At 36.4% G+C, this 18,664-nt stretch carries 15 protein-coding genes, 2 tRNA genes and 1 other annotated feature; all 17 genes read left to right on the top strand.

The genetic code is table 11. From position 1 onward, the window contains the following. Nucleotides 1-46 precede the first annotated feature (46 nt). The 17 genes from BKP37_RS20265 to leuB all read left to right on the top strand — a co-directional run bounded on the left by BKP37_RS20265 (nt 47) and on the right by leuB (nt 18,610). Nucleotides 47-217 carry a hypothetical protein gene (locus BKP37_RS20265; RefSeq protein WP_169823181.1) on the top strand — a complete coding sequence of 57 codons (171 nt, stop codon included), beginning with the start codon at nt 47-49 and terminating at the stop codon, nt 215-217. Between the two features lie 1,339 nt (nt 218-1,556). Continuing rightward, nucleotides 1,557-1,820 (top strand): phosphocarrier protein HPr, encoded by a 264-nt coding sequence (locus tag BKP37_RS18955; RefSeq protein WP_071311188.1) that lies wholly within the window; start codon nt 1,557-1,559, stop codon nt 1,818-1,820. After that, nucleotides 1,820-3,538, top strand: coding sequence for a phosphoenolpyruvate--protein phosphotransferase (gene ptsP / locus BKP37_RS18950; RefSeq protein ID WP_071311187.1), 1,719 nt, complete (start codon nt 1,820-1,822; stop codon nt 3,536-3,538). Before BKP37_RS18955 ends, ptsP begins: the two co-directional genes overlap by 1 nt. Nucleotides 3,539-3,980: 442 nt before the next feature. Next, complete coding sequence (locus tag BKP37_RS18945; protein ID WP_071311186.1) at nt 3,981-4,430, top strand: MarR family winged helix-turn-helix transcriptional regulator; 450 nt, start codon at nt 3,981-3,983, stop codon at nt 4,428-4,430. A gap of 30 nt (nt 4,431-4,460) precedes the next feature. Beyond that, nucleotides 4,461-5,258, top strand: coding sequence for a glutamate racemase (gene racE, locus BKP37_RS18940; protein ID WP_071311185.1), 798 nt, complete (start codon nt 4,461-4,463; stop codon nt 5,256-5,258). Between the two features lie 131 nt (nt 5,259-5,389). Further along, entirely contained in the window at nt 5,390-6,454 is a 1,065-nt protein-coding gene (locus BKP37_RS18935; RefSeq protein WP_071311184.1) for a GerMN domain-containing protein, read from the top strand. A gap of 260 nt (nt 6,455-6,714) precedes the next feature. After that, nucleotides 6,715-7,473: a ribonuclease PH gene (gene rph / locus BKP37_RS18930; RefSeq protein WP_071311183.1), complete on the top strand. Its 759-nt coding sequence runs from the start codon at nt 6,715-6,717 to the stop codon at nt 7,471-7,473. A gap of 9 nt (nt 7,474-7,482) precedes the next feature. Continuing rightward, nucleotides 7,483-8,076, top strand: a complete 594-nt coding sequence (locus tag BKP37_RS18925; RefSeq protein ID WP_071311182.1) for an XTP/dITP diphosphatase — start codon at nt 7,483-7,485, stop codon at nt 8,074-8,076. 13 nt (nt 8,077-8,089) lie between these two features. Continuing rightward, on the top strand, nt 8,090-8,605 hold the full coding sequence (locus BKP37_RS18920; protein ID WP_071311181.1) for a metallophosphoesterase family protein: 516 nt from the start codon (nt 8,090-8,092) through the stop codon (nt 8,603-8,605). Between the two features lie 311 nt (nt 8,606-8,916). Beyond that, nucleotides 8,917-8,990, top strand: a tRNA-Gly gene (locus tag BKP37_RS18915). Between the two features lie 7 nt (nt 8,991-8,997). Then, nucleotides 8,998-9,074: transfer RNA gene (locus tag BKP37_RS18910), tRNA-Arg, on the top strand. 1,381 nt (nt 9,075-10,455) lie between these two features. Continuing rightward, the gene (gene ilvD / locus BKP37_RS18905) at nt 10,456-12,123 is read left to right on the top strand and encodes a dihydroxy-acid dehydratase (protein ID WP_071311180.1); all 1,668 of its coding nucleotides are present in this window, start codon (nt 10,456-10,458) and stop codon (nt 12,121-12,123) included. Nucleotides 12,124-12,134: 11 nt separating this feature from the next. After that, nucleotides 12,135-12,399: a binding site (T-box leader), on the top strand. Between the two features lie 207 nt (nt 12,400-12,606). Next, the gene (gene ilvB, locus BKP37_RS18900; RefSeq protein WP_071311179.1) at nt 12,607-14,334 is read left to right on the top strand and encodes an acetolactate synthase large subunit; all 1,728 of its coding nucleotides are present in this window, start codon (nt 12,607-12,609) and stop codon (nt 14,332-14,334) included. Beyond that, entirely contained in the window at nt 14,331-14,849 is a 519-nt protein-coding gene (gene ilvN, locus BKP37_RS18895) for an acetolactate synthase small subunit (protein ID WP_071311178.1), read from the top strand. Before ilvB ends, ilvN begins: the two co-directional genes overlap by 4 nt. Before the next feature lie 99 nt (nt 14,850-14,948). Further along, nucleotides 14,949-15,971, top strand: coding sequence for a ketol-acid reductoisomerase (gene ilvC, locus BKP37_RS18890; RefSeq protein ID WP_071311177.1), 1,023 nt, complete (start codon nt 14,949-14,951; stop codon nt 15,969-15,971). Beyond that, a complete protein-coding gene (locus BKP37_RS18885; protein WP_071311176.1) occupies nt 15,958-17,502 on the top strand; it encodes a 2-isopropylmalate synthase in 1,545 nt (514 codons plus the stop codon). The genes ilvC and BKP37_RS18885 overlap by 14 nt, the downstream gene beginning before the upstream one ends. Before the next feature lie 19 nt (nt 17,503-17,521). Then, on the top strand, nt 17,522-18,610 hold the full coding sequence (gene leuB, locus BKP37_RS18880) for a 3-isopropylmalate dehydrogenase (RefSeq protein WP_071311175.1): 1,089 nt from the start codon (nt 17,522-17,524) through the stop codon (nt 18,608-18,610). Nucleotides 18,611-18,664 lie beyond the last annotated feature (54 nt).

The following is an 18,664-nucleotide window of genomic DNA, read 5'->3' as shown; positions in this document are numbered from 1 at the left end:
ATGATGAAACTATGAAGAACTTAGATAAAAGAGCGGAGGAGACCTTATGAATTTATCATTCTTATCAGAGAAACCTAAAAATTATGATGAAAATCCGTTCATAGTAATTTGGGAAGTAACAAGAGCTTGTGCCCTTAAATGCTTACACCAGCACAATGGGTTAATAGAATATTCAAGGGGATCAACCTCCAAATATAGTCTATGGAAAGTGGAATAAGCTTGGTCAAACAGCATTTTTCTGTACGTGATCATCCTCAAGAAACGAAGAGTCAACAAGGGGGTGTCCACAAGGCAAATTCCAAACAGTTTCTTATACAGGGTTAAACCACCATTAAAGCGCACGTAAACTTACTTTCCATAGCTTTATAAGTATAGACGAGGAGGGAGAAGCAAAAACCCCGGAAGAAATATTTTCATCCGGGGGTGTGAGTGGAAAATCATGTGAGTTTCTTATTATATTTATATCGGACAAGAGAGCCGTTATTTGTGAACAAACCAGTGTTTTATCAAAGTAAGAGGACACCAGGTTCGCTATTTGGCTAGTTTTACTTCTTTTTTAGTAGATTTTTATGAAATAAGGAACCTGGTGACCTTTTAAACAAGAATATGATCAAAATCAGCAAAATAAGGGCTTCTGTGTCCGCAAGAAAGCGAACTTTGTCCCCAAGGTAGAAACCTGCCCCCATTGCCAGTTGTTTAAAATACTAAACATCTAACCTCAAAAAAGAAATTGCCTCGTTTTTTATTTTTGATATAACATCCTTTTCATTAAATCCTAGAGGTACATTATCATATTTAAGCCTATCTATCATTTCACTAATCACCAGGAAATTTATAAACAGATACTTAAATACATGCACGAAACAGTTCATATAACTTATGAAAATTTCTTCCCAGTAATTCTTCTGAGTAGTTTGCACAAATTATTCCAGTCTTCTGGATACTTGTTATCTCCGTATTTTTTATGTAATCAGAAATTATAAATTTCTAACTTGGAAACTGTCCAGTTCAAGCAGCCTACGAGCTCGGTCACTTCAGTCAAGTTTCTGACTTCACTGACTGCCTGGATTGCTTCTTTGATGATGCTCCATGCTACTTTGTTTCGAGGAAGCCTACTTCGAAGCAAAGCTGTCAGACGCAGAAGCACGTAGGAAGCAAAAGAGCGGCTTCTGTCAAAGGCGTTCCTGTGCCTTTCGCCCGTGATCAAGGCGCTTGCGCTTTTCTTAAATGTAAACGTCTTTATTTTTCAACTAAAGCTATTGATAACAATTGCTGAATTGTGCTATAATTTGTAGCAACAGAACAAAATTTACGTGTTACTGATCCGATCAGGCATGAGTAAAGTTGTATATATGTACGATAATATGGGGAATTCTATTATTAGAATCATCTATTTTTTCGTCATGTTTAACTTTACCCATGTCTTTTGTTTTGTAAACGAGCTACATACAAGGGTTTTGTTAAAACTTTTGACTCTAACTTTTTTTGAATTATTTATATAGGTTAGTTTCGAAGTTCAATAAAAAATTTATTAATTTTATTAAGGAGTGTTTTAAATGGCAGAAAAAACTTTTAAAATTACAGCAGATACGGGAATTCATGCAAGACCAGCAACGTTATTAGTAAATAAAGCAGGGCAATTTCAGTCTGACATCACATTAACATACAAAGAGAAAACAGTTAACTTAAAGTCTATCATGGGTGTTATGTCACTTGGAGTTGGACAAGGTGCTGATGTAACAATTAAAGCGGAAGGATCTGACGCTGATCAAGCTTTATCTGCTATCGAAGAAGTAATTAAAGGTGGTCTAGGAGAGTAATGTCAAAACTAATTAAAGGTATTGGCGCTTCTAGCGGGATTGCCATTGCGAAAGCGTTTAAATTGGAGAATCCAGATCTAACAGTTGAACGAAAATCGGTTGATAATACTGATGCAGAAGTAAGTAAACTTGATTTAGCTCTAGAACAATCAAAAAAAGAATTAAAAGTTATTCAAGAAACAGCTAAGCAAGAAATGGGTGATGATAAGGCTGCGATTTTTGAAGCGCATCTACTCGTTTTAAGTGATCCTGAGCTTGTTGATGCTGTAAAGGATAAAATTAAATCTGAAAATATTAATGCTGAAAGTGCAATGGATGATGTTTCTTCAATGTTTATTACTATGTTTGAAAGCATGGATAATGAATATATGAAAGAACGAGCAGCCGATATTCGTGATGTTTCTAGACGTGTCCTTGGTCATTTGCTAGGTGTTCAAACAGCATCTCTAGCAAGTATTAATGAAGAGGTTATTATCATTGGTGAAGATTTAACACCGTCTGATACAGCTCAATTAAACCGCAATTATGTGAAAGGGTTTGCGACTGATATCGGTGGGAGAACATCGCATTCAGCGATTATGTCTCGCTCATTAGAAATTCCTGCAGTAGTAGGTACGAAAGAGGCTACGACACAAATTGAAGCTGGAGTACTTGTTATTGTAGATGGTATAGAAGGAAATGTAATCGTTAATCCAACAGATGCAGAAGTTTCAGAATATGAAGCAAAAAGAGAAGGTTTTGAGGCTCAAAAAATAGAGTGGGCAAAGCTTGTTAACGAGAAGACTCTTTCTGAAGATGGGCATCATGTAGAATTAGCTGCTAATATTGGTACGCCAAATGATCTTGATGGTGTTATTAATAATGGTGCAGAAGCAATTGGTCTTTATCGTACTGAGTTTATATATATGGGTAGAAATGAACTTCCTTCAGAAGATGAACAGTTTGAAGCTTACAAAACTGTTGTTGAAAAGATGGAAGGGAAACCTGTTGTTATCCGAACTTTAGATATTGGTGGAGATAAGGAGTTGCCATACTTAGAATTGCCAAAAGAAATGAACCCGTTCTTAGGATACAGAGCGATCCGCTTGTGTTTAGAAGAACAGGACGTTTTCCGCACGCAGTTACGAGCTCTTCTTCGAGCAAGTCATTATGGAAATCTAAAAATTATGTTCCCGATGATTGCTACTCTTGAAGAGTTACGTGAAGCTAAAGCAATTCTTAATGATGAAAAAGAAAAGTTAAAAGCTAATGGAGTAGAAGTTTCAGAAACAATTGAAGTAGGGATGATGGTTGAAATTCCATCTACTGCTGTGATTGCTGATATTTTTGCAAAAGAAGTGGATTTCTTTAGTATCGGTACTAATGATCTAATTCAATACACAATGGCAGCTGATCGTATGAATGAGCAAGTTTCATATTTGTATCAGCCATATAACCCAGCGGTTTTACGTTTGGTAAGTTCTGTTATTAAGGCGGCTCATCAAGAAGGTAAATGGGCAGGAATGTGTGGCGAGATGGCAGGAGACGAAATTGCTATTCCTCTACTTTTAGGTCTAGGTCTAGACGAATTTAGTATGAGTGCAACTTCGATTTTACCTGCTCGATCGTTAATTGCAAAACTTTCTAAACAAGAGTTGGAAAATGTTGCGAAGGAAGCTTTAATGCTAAGCACTGCAACAGAAGTTGAAGAGTTAGTTAAAACTAAAGTTCTTAAGTAATTTACCATTTAAAGGGGCTATAAATTTATAGCTCCTTTATTTTACCTTCCGTAGTAAACTCTACGTCCTGTACTTAATATAAATAAATTCCAGTTTTGGCAAGGGGTACTTTCCAAAAACTGTATAAAGTTGTACTTTAATCAGTGGAGTTCCTTCATCTCACAGTGATTGTTGTTTAACTTATACCACAGGAATAAGAATAACTAGTCATTAGCTTTCACTGATGAAGATTATTCTATATCGGATCTTTAGTGGCAGTTAATCCCATACCTAAACTTTTCGATTTTCTTACGTTTTGAGGTGGTGGTTTACTACGCCTCAAGAGTAGGATAAAATTTTTGGGGAAATGATTACGGTAGAAGACTTGAAATTATGATAAAAAACAAGGAAAATGAAAACATAATATGTCGAACTGGTGATTATCCAATTAAGGAGGTACAGTATGGGAGAAAAACTAAATAAAGAAATGGAGCAAGTGGTGCATATCGAAAAATCATTACGAATGATTGCTGATATAGTAAAACAAAAGGGGAGAGAAATATTAACGCAATTTCCTATTACCCCACCACAATTCGTAGCATTGCAGTGGCTTCATGAATATGGAGATATGACAATTGGTGAATTATCTACCAAAATGTATTTAGCGTGTAGCACAACAACAGATTTAGTTGATCGCATGGAAAAAAATGAGTTAGTCGAGAGAGTCAAAGATACAAATGATCGAAGGGTTGTTCGAATACATTTACTAAAAAAAGGTGCCACAATTATTGAGCAAGTCATTATTAAGCGTCAAGACTATTTGAATGATGTACTTAAACATTTGTCGGAAGAAGAAGTTAATGTACTTGAACAAAACTTAAGTCACCTTTATCAAGAAATGAAAAGAGAGTAATAATTTAAGAGGCGAAAAAGAGGGAGAGCATTGAATAGAGCAATAGGAGTTATTGATTCGGGTATAGGAGGCTTAACGGTAGTTAAAGAGATGTTACGTCAACTTCCTAAAGAAGAGATTTTATATATTGGGGATACAGCTCGTTGTCCGTACGGCCCTAGACCGCAGGAAGAAGTTAGAAAATTCACTTGGGAAATGATAAATTACTTACTTGAAAAAGAAATAAAAATGTTAGTTATTGCATGTAATACTGCTACAGCGGTGGTATTAGAAGAAGCAAAAAGTAAATTATCTATTCCTGTTATCGGTGTTATTCACCCTGGAGCTATTTCTGCCTTAAAAGTTACAAAAAATGATCATGTAGCAGTAATAGGAACAGTTGGTACCATTGAGAGTGGAGCATACAAAAAAACACTTACAAGCATTAATAATAAAGTAAAAGTTGAAAGTTTAGCTTGTCCACTTTTTGTTCCCCTTGTAGAGAAGGGGGCATTTAACGGCCAAGAAGCTTATGATGCTGTCTCTAAAAGTTTAACTCCACTTAAAGGGACTAACATTGATACGCTTATTCTAGGTTGTACTCATTACCCACTTCTAAGTGAAGTAATTCAAGAAGTGATGGGTAATGAAATTGAGATTATTTCTTCTGGGAATGAAACCGCTCGAGAAGTAAGTGCACTTTTATATCATAAAGGAATTCTCTACACTGGTAATAGAAGACCTAATCATACTTTTTATACAACAGGTGAAGAAACCCGCTTTAAAAACTTCGCTCAAAACTGGTTAGAAACCAATGTACCTTTAGTTACTACTATAAAACTTACGTAAAAAGTCCTTTGAGAAGGGCTTTTTTGATTTAATAGAATACCTTTTAAAGAATAAATTTCCCCAATGGGTTGGTCTAAAAATAAAAATAACTCGTATACATAATAGTACAAACCACCTAAGGAGGGAAAAGTATGCATAGAAGTTTCAAAACAGGAGTTCCAGTGCTGATTGCACTAGCATTTCTTGTATCCGGTTGTAGCTTTGGGGCAAATGAAATAATGGATGAAACTGATCCGCCACCTATCAGTTATGTTGACGAAAGCACTTCCTTCGAATTTAGCATGGAGGAAATGGATACTGAAGAAACAAATTCTGATACGGTGAATGAAGAAACTATGAGAGAGCTATACTTACTTGATCAAAATGGATTAGTGGCACCACAAACGTTAGCATTACCTAAAACTGAAGGTGTTGCAAAACAAGCGTTGGAATATTTAGTGAAAGACGGTCCTGTAACACAGTTTTTACCAAATGGTTTTCAAGCAGTAATTCCAGCTGGAACTGAAATTTATGGAGTGAATATTAAAGACGGGATAGCCATTGCGGACTTTTCTGAGCAATTTAAAGAGTATCGTCCAGAAGATGAACTAAAGCTCCTTCAAGCAATCACATGGACGTTAACTCAATTTGATAGTGTAGAAGCTGTAAAGATACGTATTAATGGTTATGATCAAGAAGTAATGCCTGTAAATGAAACACCTATTGGTGAAGGTTTAAGTCGTTTAAATGGTATAAATCTTGAAATGGAGAATGTAGTAGACGTAACTAATAGTAAGGCTGTAACAGTATATTTTTTAGCGCAAAATGGTGATAATGTTTATTATGTTCCTGTGACTAGAAGAGTTAACGCAAAAGAAGATCAATTAACAGCAGTTATTTCGCAGCTTTTAATGGGACCTTCTAGCTTTTCTAGATTGCTAACTGATTTCAGATCTGGTGTTGAATTACTAGAAGAACCGCGATATACAAATGGTGTGGTTACTGTAAACTTTAATGAAGCGGTCTTAAATCATAATGAAGGAACAGCCATCAGTGACGAAGTTTTAAACCTTCTAGTATTATCATTAACTGAGCAAAGTGGTGTTGAAAAAGTAGCAATTGAAGTTAATGGTGAAAGTGAAGTACAAATGGCTACAGGAGAGTTGTTGTCAGAACCTGTATCGAGACCACTTAAAGTGAATTCAGGTAAATACTGACAGGTAAATTGTGAGGTGTCTAAGCTAAGACACCTCATTTCGTTTACGAATAACTTTAAATCAGAACGTTCTTTACCACTTTTGAGGGCGGGAATAAAGATGATCTAGTAACTTGGATTTTGCATAACATATAAACTGTGCCTAACTAGTAATGACTATTTAATAGGAATATTAGAGAAAATATATATATGATATAAGGTTTGTAGAAAAACTTAAACATTGGTATGATAGAATTTGAATGAAATAAAGGAGGAGTATGGATGCGTGTTGATGGACGTCAATTAGATGAACTTAGACCGGTTCGTATAGAAACGGATTTTATTAAACACCCAGAAGGGTCAGTGTTAATTACAATAGGTGATACAAAAGTTATATGCACAGCGAGTATTGAAGATCGAGTTCCACCATTTCTACGTAATCAAGGTAAAGGTTGGATTACCGCAGAATATTCTATGTTACCAAGAGCGACAGAACAACGAAATATTCGGGAGTCTTCGAAAGGCAAAGTTACCGGGAGAACTATGGAAATACAACGATTAATTGGCCGAGCATTAAGGTCAATTGTTGACTTAGAGAAAATAGGTGAACGGACAATTTGGATTGATTGTGATGTGATACAGGCTGATGGTGGTACTAGAACGGCTTCTATAACCGGAGCGTTTGTCGCATTAGTATTAGCGGTAAAAAAATGTATGGCTTCAGGTAAAATTGATAAATTCCCAATTAAAGATTACTTAGCAGCTGTATCGGTTGGAATTGACCAGAAGCTGGGAGAAATTCTTGATTTAAATTACATAGAAGATTCAAGTGCGGATGTTGACATGAACGTAATAATGACTGGTAGTGGTCAATTCGTTGAATTGCAAGGAACTGGTGAAGAGGCAACTTTCTCTAGAGATCAACTTAATCAATTGTTAGAATTAGCCCAAAAGGGTATTAACGAATTATTTATAGAACAAAGGGCTGCTATTGGTGAGTTTGCAGATAAAATAAAAGTACTTCCTAAAAAAGAATTGTAGGTGGCTTTTTTGAAAGAAATTTTAATTGCGACGAAAAATAAAGGGAAAATTCGTGAATTTGAGGAACTATTTTCTCAATTTGGATTTCATGTAAAATCTTTACTTGATTTTGAAAGTGTTATTGATGTAGTCGAGGATGGTCTAACATTTCGTGATAATGCAACAAAAAAAGCTGAAACCATTGCGAAACTATATAATATAGCAACTTTAGCTGACGATTCTGGATTGATTGTCGATGCTCTTAATGGAGAGCCTGGGGTTTTTTCAGCTAGATATGCAGGTCCAAATAAAGATGATCGTGCAAATATGGAGAAAGTTTTACATGAACTAGTAGGCGTAAAAGAATCGGAGCGTGGTGCTCGTTTTCATTGTTCATTGGCACTATCGATACCAGGGCAGAATACTATATTGGTTGACGGAATATGTGAAGGGAAAATTACTTATGAACCTAAAGGTGAAAATGGTTTCGGTTATGACCCTATAATGTATATCCCGCAAAAGGATAAAACAATGGCTGAACTCTCAAAGGAAGAAAAAAATGAAATTAGTCATCGAGCATTGGCATTAAAAAAGCTGAAAGAAGTAATACAATCAGTACTTTAAAAGGAGATTTGTCATGAAAGTTCTTGTCATTAGTGATAGTCATGGTCTGACGGATGAATTGTTTGGGTTACTTGATCGATATGAAAGTGAAGTTGATTTGATGATTCATTGCGGCGATTCTGAAATACCTAAAAAAGCATTTTCCGCTTATGATAACTTACTTATTGTAGGTGGAAATTGTGATTTTGGTAATGACTATCAGGAAGAAATAAACATTGAGAAATCTGGAATAAATATATTTGTTTCACATGGTCACTGTTATAATGTTAAGGAATCGGCGGTTAAACTTTCTTATCGAGCAGAAGAGTTAGGGGCAAAACTAGTTTGTTTTGGCCATTCACACATAGCTGTTGCGTTTCAAGAAAATGGAGTAGTTTATATAAACCCTGGAAGTTTTCGTTTGCCTAGAAAACGGATGGAAAGAAGCTATGTCGTTATTGATTTCAAAGAAGATACAGCCTATATAACTTTTTTTGATCATAACGGAAATGAAATACAAGACTTGAAAAATAGTTTCCAATTAGTGTAATATAAACGTAGCGACTAACAAAAGTTTTAGTGAGAAAAAAATAGTCGCTACGTTTAAAATCATATTGACATTTTGTGTGCGGAGTTATATAATATGTTTTGTCGCTGATAATTGTATTGAAGCACATGACGAATAAAAGATGTTAATAATGCGGGTGTATTTTAATGGTAAAACCTCAGTCATGAGCGTAACATCTGTGAAAAGACAGCGAGTTGTCTCGACGCAAAAACTTCTATGAATGATCAGGAAGAGAAAGAGACATGATAAGGCCAAATTGCGTGAACGAAAAAAATATATGATTAAATAAAACTGCGGGTGTAGTTTAATGGTAAAACCTCAGCCTTCCAAGCTGATGTCGTGAGTTCGATTCTCATCACCCGCTCCACAATCGTGTCTCAGTAGCTCAGCAGGATAGAGCAACGGCCTTCTAAGCCGTCGGTCGGGAGTTCGAATCTCTCCTGGGACGCCATTTATACATAATCAAAAGCTTAAATCTATAACAATAGATCTAAGCTTTTTTTTTTTTATCAGAATTTATAAATTTCTAACTTGGAAACTGTCTAGCGCAAGCAGCCTACGAGCTCGGTCACTTCAGTCAAGAAACGGACTTCGATTACTGCTTGAGATCCTTCGTCGATTAGCTTCATGCAGCTTTGCTCCTGCGGTTACTCGTCGCACGGAAAACAATTGCTCCTGCGGTTACTCGTCGCACAAAACACTGCTTCGAGGAAGCTTGCTACGAAGCTATGCTAGAAGACGCTAAAGCACGTAAACGTAAGAAGTCAAAGAGCGGCTTTGCTCTTGAGCAAACGGAGTGGCACAGGAGCAGCTGCTCGTGACCAAGGCGCTTGTGCTTTTCTTGTTTTTGCATAAAGTAAATTTGGGCAGTGGGGGTGAGTAAAAATAAGACGTGCTCCAATGTTTTATAATAACTTAACTAATCATACATTATAATCCTCATGACCATTTTTGTTTCCGTGATTAAGGAAACGAAGTCGTTTAGGGCTAGAAATCAAACTATAACCTTATCTGAGTTAGGAAGCTTCCTTCTTCTAGTCAGAGAGCGAAGTCTAATTCATTAGGCTTAGTTTGGCTACTAGCTCCCCTTACTAGAAAAATTAGACCATGGATCTTGAAGGGAGCGTTGGATTGAAGGTAATGTCATGTTAGTACTTACCCTTGATAAAATGCAGTTATATTTTTGTAAAAAAAAGGTATTCTACTAATATAAATTCCAGTTCAAAAGTTTGTTACCTATATTAACAAAAATTATTAAAAGTGATCAATTTAATATTTAAATTATTAATTTAAAAAAACTTTATTTTCAAAAAAAGCGAAATCCTTTTATTCACAAAGGTGTAAGCGTATACACCCGGAGAGAGTGTTCAAAATTATCTAATTATTTTAAAAAAAGTGGTTGACCCCTGAGGTTAAAAAGCGTATTATAATCCTCAAATACTAAAAAATAAAGAACTAACCATAAGTTTTATCTGTAAGAAAAATTAACAAGATACAAATAAAAATGTTATTCTATATTTATATTCACAAAAGTCAAAAAATTCAAACAATAAGACGAGCGAATGGTAATAAATATCCTTCAACGTTATCTTTGAATAGTTTTTTATTATAATCATCTTCAGTCTAATAAGGTACACTAATGGTAACCCTATAAAAAGTTTAAAAGTTTTTATCACAAATTAGGCAATTACTATATTTGCGTTTACTGAAGAAGTTGAGCATTTGTTTTATGGATTTAAATAAGACATGATGTTTATGTAGCTAAAGTTTATACAAAAGAAGAACTAATCCAAGAGGATAAAACAACAAGTATACTAGGGGATGTAGATATTATGCGAAGTGATATGATTAAAAAAGGTATAGACCGTGCGCCACACAGAAGCTTATTAAGAGCAACTGGTGTAAAGGATGAAGATATGAATAAACCATTTATTGGTGTCTGTAATTCATATATCGATATCATTCCAGGTCACGTTCACTTAAATAAATTTGCTGAGGTAGTTAAAGAAGCTATCAGAGAAGCAGGTGGAGTACCCTTTGAATTCAATACAATTGGTGTAGATGATGGAATTGCGATGGGTCACATCGGCATGAGATATTCACTACCTTCACGAGAAATAATTTGTGACGCAGCTGAAACAGTTATAAATGCTCATTGGTTTGACGGAGTTTTTTACATCCCAAACTGTGATAAAATCACCCCTGGAATGTTAATGGCAGCTGTTCGCACAAATGTCCCATCTGTTTTTGTAACAGGAGGTCCAATGGAAGCTGGGCGTACAAAAGATGGGAAGAGTTTATCTTTAGCATCCGTTTTTGAAGGCGTTGGAGCATTCCAATCAGGAAAAATGTCTCGAGAAGAGCTTTTGGAGATTGAAACGTCTGCATGTCCAACATGTGGATCGTGTTCTGGGATGTTTACAGCAAATTCTATGAACTGTCTTATGGAAATGGTTGGGATGGCATTGCCAGGAAACGGAACAATCGTAGCAACTTCTGAAGACAGAAAAAAACTGATTAAAGATGCTGCAAAACACTTAATGAATTTAATTGAAAAAGATATCCGCCCAAGAGATATTATTACGAAAGAAGCTATTGATGATGCTTTCGCTTTAGATATGGCAATGGGAGGTTCTACAAATACAGTTCTTCATACATTAGCTATTGCTAATGAAGCTGAAATCGAATATGACTTGAAGCGAATAAATGAGGTTGCAGAGCGTGTTCCATATTTATCCAAAATAAGTCCGGCATCTGATTATTCAATGCAAGATGTGCATAATGCTGGTGGAGTTAGTGCTATCATTAAGGAATTGTGTACCATAGAAGGGGCAATTCACCCTGATCGTATTACAATCACTGGGAAGTCAATTTATGAAAATGTAAAAGATGCTGAAATTACAAATGATGAAGTTATTCGTCGCAAAGATAATCCATATAGCACCATTGGTGGATTATCAATATTATTTGGAAACATTGCACCAGATGGTGGAGTAATAAAGGTTGGGGCAGTAGATTCAAGCATTAAAACGTTTGATGGTAAAGCTATTGTCTTTAACTCACAAGATGAAGCATTAGAGGGAATTGAAAATGGTTCCGTAAAAGCTGGCCATGTAGTTGTCATCCGTTATGAAGGTCCGAAAGGTGGTCCTGGAATGCCAGAAATGCTTGCTCCTACATCTTCAATTATCGGTAGAGGATTAGGTAAGGATGTTGCTTTAATTACTGATGGAAGGTTCTCTGGAGCATCGAGGGGAATTTCTATTGGACATATTTCTCCTGAAGCAGCAGAGGGCGGCCCGATAGCTTTTATTGAAAACGGAGATAGAATTATCATTGATTTACCAAATCGTACAATTAACTTAGATATTTCCGACGAAGAATTAGAAAATAGAAAGAAATCTTGGGTTCAACCAGAGCCGAAGGTAAAAAAAGGATATTTAGCTCGTTATTCTAAACTAGTAACCTCGGCTAATACAGGTGGGGTAATGAAAATATAAAAATTTTATACAATAAAACGTCGAAGAGGAAAAGTAGTTTTAAGTGTTGGTATCTACAGAGAGCCGTTGCCGCTGTGAATACGGTGATACCCCTTATTACGAACTCACCTCTGAGTGTCAATATGAAAGGAATTTATAGTTTCCGAATAGTATTGGTCGAGTGATACCGTCACTCGTTATCAAAACTGAACGATAAAATCGTTCCTGAGGTGGTTAATTGTAAAATTAACCATGAAAAAGGGTGGTACCGTGGAAAGAAATCTTTTCACCCCTTACTAAAAGCATATTTTGCTTATTTATAGGGGTGAGAAGGTTTTTTATTTTTACTATCAAAAGGGATTTTGATGGTATGAGAAAAGTTGGATATTATAACAATAATGTTTAACTTTGCAAAATAATGTTGTCACCTCCCTTCTAAAAAATTGTAAGGATGAACAGCCAAAATAGCTGTATAAATAAAATCAACTTGTTAGGGGGATAAAAATGAGTACCAAGTTGAGGAAAAAAGAAGCAATTGTTGAAAAAGAAAATCAAATGATGACAGGTTCATCAATGCTGATCGAAGCAATAAAGCAAGAGGGAGTAGATGTGATTTTTGGTTACCCGGGTGGAGCAATTTTACCAGCCTATGATCAAATTTATAAGGATGGAATTCGTCACATCTTAGCAAGGCATGAGCAAGGCGCAATTCATGCAGCAGAAGGATATGCAAGAGTATCTGGAAAACCAGGTGTTGTAGTCGTGACATCTGGTCCAGGAGCTACTAATGTGGTTACGGGAATTGCAGATGCCATGATGGATTCACTTCCATTAGTTGTTTTTACTGGTCAAGTTGCAAGTTCTGTAATTGGTACAGATGCCTTTCAGGAAGCTGATGTAGTAGGTATTACAATGCCGATAACAAAACATAGTTATCAAGTGCGAAACGTAAATGATTTACCGAGAATAATTAAGGAAGCATTTCATATTGCGACAACTGGGAGACCAGGCCCTGTATTAATTGACTTACCAAAGGATGTTTCACTGGAAACAGGTTTGTTTGATTATAGTAAAGCAGTTGATTTGCCAGGGTACCAGCCTACGATCATGCCTAATAAGTTACAAGTTAGAAAACTTGTAGAAGCAGTAAGTAGTGCAAAGAAACCAGTTATCTTAGTTGGTGCCGGTGTGTTACATGCTAAAGGAACTGATGAACTGTTAAAGTATGTTGAGCAACAGCAAATACCTATTGCAAGTACCCTTTTAGGATTAGGAGCATTTCCAGGTGATCATGAATTGTTTTTAGGAATGGCTGGGATGCATGGAACTTACACAGCAAACATGGCTATTTACGAGTGCGATCTGTTAATTAGTATAGGTAGCCGTTTTGATGATAGGGTAACAGGAAACCTTGAGAAGTTTGCACCAAATGCTAAAATTGCACACATTGATATTGATCCAGCCGAAATTGGGAAAAATATTGAAACTCAAATTCCGATTGTTTCAGATGCAAAAGAAGCGCTAAAAGAATTAATTAGCCAAAATGGTGTCAAAGGACAAAATTCAGTTTGGGTCGAAGATTTAAAACGGTTAAAACAAGAGTATCCGTTATGGTACACAGAAGATACATCAGTAATAAAACCACAACAACTAATTGAGCGTATTTACGAAAAAACAAAAGGTGAAGCTATTGTAACAACAGATGTTGGACAGCATCAAATGTGGACAGCACAATTTTTTAAATTTAAAAAACCAAATCGTTGGGTTACGTCAGGTGGTTTAGGAACCATGGGATTTGGTTTCCCGGCTGCAATTGGAGCACAAATAGCTGAACCTAATACTCCGGTTATAGCATTCATGGGAGACGCTGGGTTCCAAATGACTCTGCAGGAGCTATCACTTTTACAAGAAATGAAACTTCCAGTAAAACTAGTAATTGTAAATAATGCTTCCTTAGGAATGGTTCGACAATGGCAGCAACTGTTTTTTGAAGAACGTTATTCAAACTCTTTATTCCCTGTTCAACCAGACTTCGTAAAACTTGCCGAAGCTTATGACATAAAAGGTATGAGAGTGGATAGTGTGGGTGATTTGGATAAAGCAGTTGAAGAGATGCTTGCTCATGATGGTCCAGTTTTAGTTGATTTTAGAGTAGCATCTAGAGAAAATGTATACCCAATGGTGGCACCAGGTAAAGGACTACACGAAATGATTGGGGTGAAACCATTATGAAACGAATAATAACAGCAACTGTAAATAATGTTTCAGGTGTATTAAACCGGGTGACTGGAATGTTTGCTAGAAGAAACTACAATATTGAAAGTATTACGGTAGGGCACACTGAAAATCCAGCAATTTCTAGAATGACTTTTGTAGTAGTTGTTGATAGTGAGCAAAGTATAGAGCAAGTTATAAAACAATTAAATAAACAAATAGATGTGCTCAAAGTTTCTGATATTACAGATGAGTCAATAGTTTCAAGAGAACTAGCACTTATAAAAGTGTTTAGTACGGCTCAACAAAGAAGTGAGATCGCAGCAGTAATTAACCCATTTCGTGCTTTAATTATTGATGTTGGAAAAGAGAGTATGACTGTCCAAGTCACTGGTGATCAAGAAAAAATAGCAGCACTTATTGATTTACTACACCCTTACGGGATCAAAGAGTTAGCAAGAACTGGTATTACAGCCTTTAAACGGGGGCAGAAAGTGTCAAATAATGACCAAAGAGTAGTTTTAATTAATTAGGAATTTGTAAGGAAATTGTGAAACATCACATGGTACTCTCACTTTCTTAATTTCAAAATTATAAATTTAAAATAATAAAATTAGAGGAGTTGTTTAATAATGGCAAAGGTTTATTATAATGGTGATGTAAATGAAGCAGTACTACAAGGTAAAAAGGTAGCAGTAATTGGTTATGGATCACAAGGTCATGCTCATGCTTTAAACTTAAAAGAAAGTGGAGTAGACGTAGTAGTTGGATTACGTAAAGGTGGATCTTGGGACAAAGCTGTAGCAGACGGTCATACTGTTGTTTCTGTAAATGAAGCTGCAGCACAAGCTGATCTTATCATGGTACTTTTACCTGATGAGTACCAACCAAAGATTTATAAAGAAGAAATTGAACCAAATTTAAAAGAAGGAAAAGCGTTAGTTTTTGCACATGGTTTTAACGTTCACTTCAGTCAGATCGTACCACCTGCAAATGTTGACGTATTCCTTGTAGCTCCAAAAGGTCCAGGTCATTTAGTTCGTAGAACGTATACTGAAGGAGCTGGAGTACCAGGATTAATCGCTGTATACCAAGACGCTACAGGAAATGCAAAAGAGTTAGCATTAGCATATGCAAAGCAAATTGGTTCAGCTCGTGCTGGTGTTCTTGAAACTACATTCCAAGAAGAAACTGAAACTGATCTTTTCGGTGAGCAAGCAGTGTTATGTGGAGGAACTTCTGCATTAGTAAAAGCTGGGTTCGAAACATTAGTAGAAGCTGGTTACCAACCAGAAGTGGCATATTTTGAGTGTTTACATGAATTAAAACTAATTGTAGACCTTATGTATGAAAGTGGATTAGAAGGTATGCGCTATTCAATTTCAGATACTGCACAATGGGGAGACTTTGTTTCGGGACCACGTGTAGTAACTGAAGATACAAAGAAAGCAATGAAAGATATTTTAACAGACATTCAAACAGGTAAGTTTGCGAAAGGTTGGATCCTAGAAAACCAAGCAAATCGTCCTGAATTTAACGCAATCAATGCTAGAGAAAAACAACATCCGATCGAAGTGGTAGGAAAAGAACTTCGTGAAATGATGCCTTTCGTAAAGGCAAAGCACAAGGACGTGGTCACAAGTGGGAAAAATTAATGTCTTTGATACGACATTAAGAGATGGTGAACAATCAGCTGGAGTAAATCTTAATTTTGAAGAAAAATTAGAGATTGCAAGGCAATTGGAGCGTTTAAACGTTGATATTATTGAAGCGGGTTTCCCCGCTTCATCCCCTGGGGATTTTCGCTCGGTAAAAGCAATTGCAGACACAATAAAAGGTTGTTCTGTAACAGGACTATCTCGTTCGGTTAAAAAAGATATTGATGCGGCTTGGGAAGCGCTAAAAGGTGGAGTCGAACCAAGACTACATGTATTTATTGCTACTTCACCTATTCATATGAAACATAAGTTAAAGAAAACCCCTGATGAAGTGGTTGAAGCAGCTGTTCAATCTGTTCGTTATGCAGCGAAATATTTTCCGCATATTCAATGGTCTGCTGAAGATGCATGTCGATCTGATCTAGATTTTTTAGTTCGTATTATAAAGGAAGTTATTGATGCAGGTGCTTCTGTCATTAATATTCCTGATACAGTCGGTTATATTACTCCACGTGAAATTGGAGAAATATTCTCTTATTTAAAAAATAATGTTCCGAATATAGATAAAGCTATTTTATCTACTCACTGTCATGATGACCTGGGTATGGCTGTAGCAAACTCTCTTTCGGCAGTTGAACATGGAGCAGGGCAAGTGGAGTGTACAATCAATGGTATTGGAGAGCGAGCAGGGAATGCATCTTTAGAAGAAATCGCAGTTGCTCTCAAAATCCGTGGTGATTATTACAACGCTGAAACAAGGTTAAAGTTAAATGAAATCAAAAGAACAAGTTCCCTTGTAAGTAAGCTTACAGGTATGGTTGTGCCTGGAAATAAAGCAATTGTAGGTGCGAATGCTTTTGCTCATGAATCTGGGATTCACCAAGATGGTGTATTAAAAGAAAAAACCACTTACGAAATTATTACACCAGAACTAGTTGGGGTTACTTCAAATCGAATGGTACTTGGAAAGCACTCAGGTCGCCATGCGTTTAAAGAAAAGGTTAAGGAACTTGGCTATAACGTAAAAGAGGAAGAATTAAATCGCCTTTTTGCTGCCTTTAAAGATTTAGCGGATAAAAAGAAAGAAGTAACAGAAGATGATATTTTTGCGCTTCTTACTGAAGAAAGAGTAGCGAGTAGTGTAGCTTATTATAAAGTTGAACAGCTTCAAGTCAACTACGGTACTAATAATATCCCAACTGCGACAATCACACTGAAGACTCCAGAAGGGGAAGAACTTCAAGAAGCTGCAACGGGTTCTGGGAGTGTAGAAGCCATTTACAATACTCTTGAGAGAATGATTGAATCTCCAGTTAAATTATTAGATTACCGTATTCAATCGGTAAGTGGTGGTAGAGACGCACTTGCGGAGGTTTACGTAAAAGTTAAGTTTAAAGAAGTAGAGACAAGTGGACGAGGAACGGCTAATGATGTCTTAGAGGCTTCAGCAAAAGCATACGTAAACGCGATTAATCGTGTTTTAAATCGCAAATCAAAGGAAGAATGTTCAGAAACAGTTCAGTTGTGATGTTAAAGGGGGAACAAAAATGAATAAAATAATAACAGTGTTACCTGGCGACGGAATTGGTCCTGAGGTTATCAAAGCAGCGCAGAAAGTATTAGATACTGTTGCCGAAAAGTTTAGCCACCAATTTACGTACCTGAATGCCAAAATAGGTGGAGTGGCGATAGACGAAGAAGGAACACCACTTCCTCAAGAAACAATTGACCTTTGTAAAAAAAGTGATGGTGTTTTGTTAGGAGCAGTAGGTGGACCAAAGTGGGATACACTTCCAGGACATATGCGTCCGGAGAGAGGTCTACTAGGTATCCGTAAAGCGTTAGAATTATATGCTAACTTACGACCGGTCACTGCTCACAAAAGCTTATTAGATGCTTCAACCTTAAAGAAAGAAGTTATTGAAGGTGTAGACTTAATGATCGTTCGTGAATTAACGGGCGGATTATATTTCGGTCAACCTCAAGAGCGACGACAAGAAAATGATGGAGAGTCAGTTGTCGACACTCTTTATTATAAGAATTACGAGATTGAACGAATTATTAGGCAAGCTTTTGAATTAGCTCGCCTACGTCGTAAAAAAGTGACATCTGTTGACAAAGCTAATGTTCTTGAATCAAGTAGAGTTTGGCGTGAGATTGCAATCGCTGTTCACGCAGATTATCCTGATGTAGAGTTAGAACATATGTTAGTTGACAATGCTGCGATGCAGCTAATCAGAGATCCTAAGCAATTTGACGTTGTAGTAACTGAAAATATGTTTGGTGACATCTTAAGTGATGAAGCATCAATGCTAACAGGTTCTCTAGGGATGTTACCATCTGCAAGTATTAATGGAAATGGACCAGGGCTTTATGAACCAATTCATGGTTCTGCACCGGATATTGCAGGGAAAAACTTGGCTAATCCATTAGCAACGATTTTATCAGTTGCAATGTTACTTCGTTACTCGTTTTTAATGCAAGAGGAAGCGGATGCTGTTGAAACTGCTGTTTCGAAAGTTTTGGAAGCAGGATACCGTACAGGAGATATTGCAGAAAAAGGACAGCCAGTGTTAAGTACAGAAGAAATGACTGAAAAAGTTATCGAACATATTCAATTAGCAGTAACAAATTAAAATGTAGAAAAGAGATGTAGAATTAAGAATTAGCTTGAAGGCGCTGCTTTTAAG

The organism is Anaerobacillus alkalilacustris (genome assembly GCF_001866005.1).
GTDB classification, from domain to species: Bacteria; Bacillota; Bacilli; order Bacillales; family Anaerobacillaceae; genus Anaerobacillus; species Anaerobacillus alkalilacustris.
Note: the sequence above shows the minus strand (reverse complement) of the source record. Positions and strands in the feature narration are given on the sequence as shown.

What these genes read in the sequence shown, in the direction of transcription:
- BKP37_RS20265 (WP_169823181.1), top strand. Translation starts at nt 47, where the DNA reads ATGAATTTATCATTCTTATCAGAGAAACCTAAAAATTATGATGAAAAT.
- BKP37_RS18955 (WP_071311188.1), top strand. Translation starts at nt 1,557, where the DNA reads ATGGCAGAAAAAACTTTTAAAATTACAGCAGATACGGGAATTCATGCA.
- ptsP (WP_071311187.1), top strand. Translation starts at nt 1,820, where the DNA reads ATGTCAAAACTAATTAAAGGTATTGGCGCTTCTAGCGGGATTGCCATT.
- BKP37_RS18945 (WP_071311186.1), top strand. Translation starts at nt 3,981, where the DNA reads ATGGGAGAAAAACTAAATAAAGAAATGGAGCAAGTGGTGCATATCGAA.
- BKP37_RS18935 (WP_071311184.1), top strand. Translation starts at nt 5,390, where the DNA reads ATGCATAGAAGTTTCAAAACAGGAGTTCCAGTGCTGATTGCACTAGCA.
- rph (WP_071311183.1), top strand. Translation starts at nt 6,715, where the DNA reads ATGCGTGTTGATGGACGTCAATTAGATGAACTTAGACCGGTTCGTATA.
- BKP37_RS18920 (WP_071311181.1), top strand. Translation starts at nt 8,090, where the DNA reads ATGAAAGTTCTTGTCATTAGTGATAGTCATGGTCTGACGGATGAATTG.
- ilvD (WP_071311180.1), top strand. Translation starts at nt 10,456, where the DNA reads ATGCGAAGTGATATGATTAAAAAAGGTATAGACCGTGCGCCACACAGA.
- ilvB (WP_071311179.1), top strand. Translation starts at nt 12,607, where the DNA reads ATGAGTACCAAGTTGAGGAAAAAAGAAGCAATTGTTGAAAAAGAAAAT.
- ilvN (WP_071311178.1), top strand. Translation starts at nt 14,331, where the DNA reads ATGAAACGAATAATAACAGCAACTGTAAATAATGTTTCAGGTGTATTA.
- ilvC (WP_071311177.1), top strand. Translation starts at nt 14,949, where the DNA reads ATGGCAAAGGTTTATTATAATGGTGATGTAAATGAAGCAGTACTACAA.
- leuB (WP_071311175.1), top strand. Translation starts at nt 17,522, where the DNA reads ATGAATAAAATAATAACAGTGTTACCTGGCGACGGAATTGGTCCTGAG.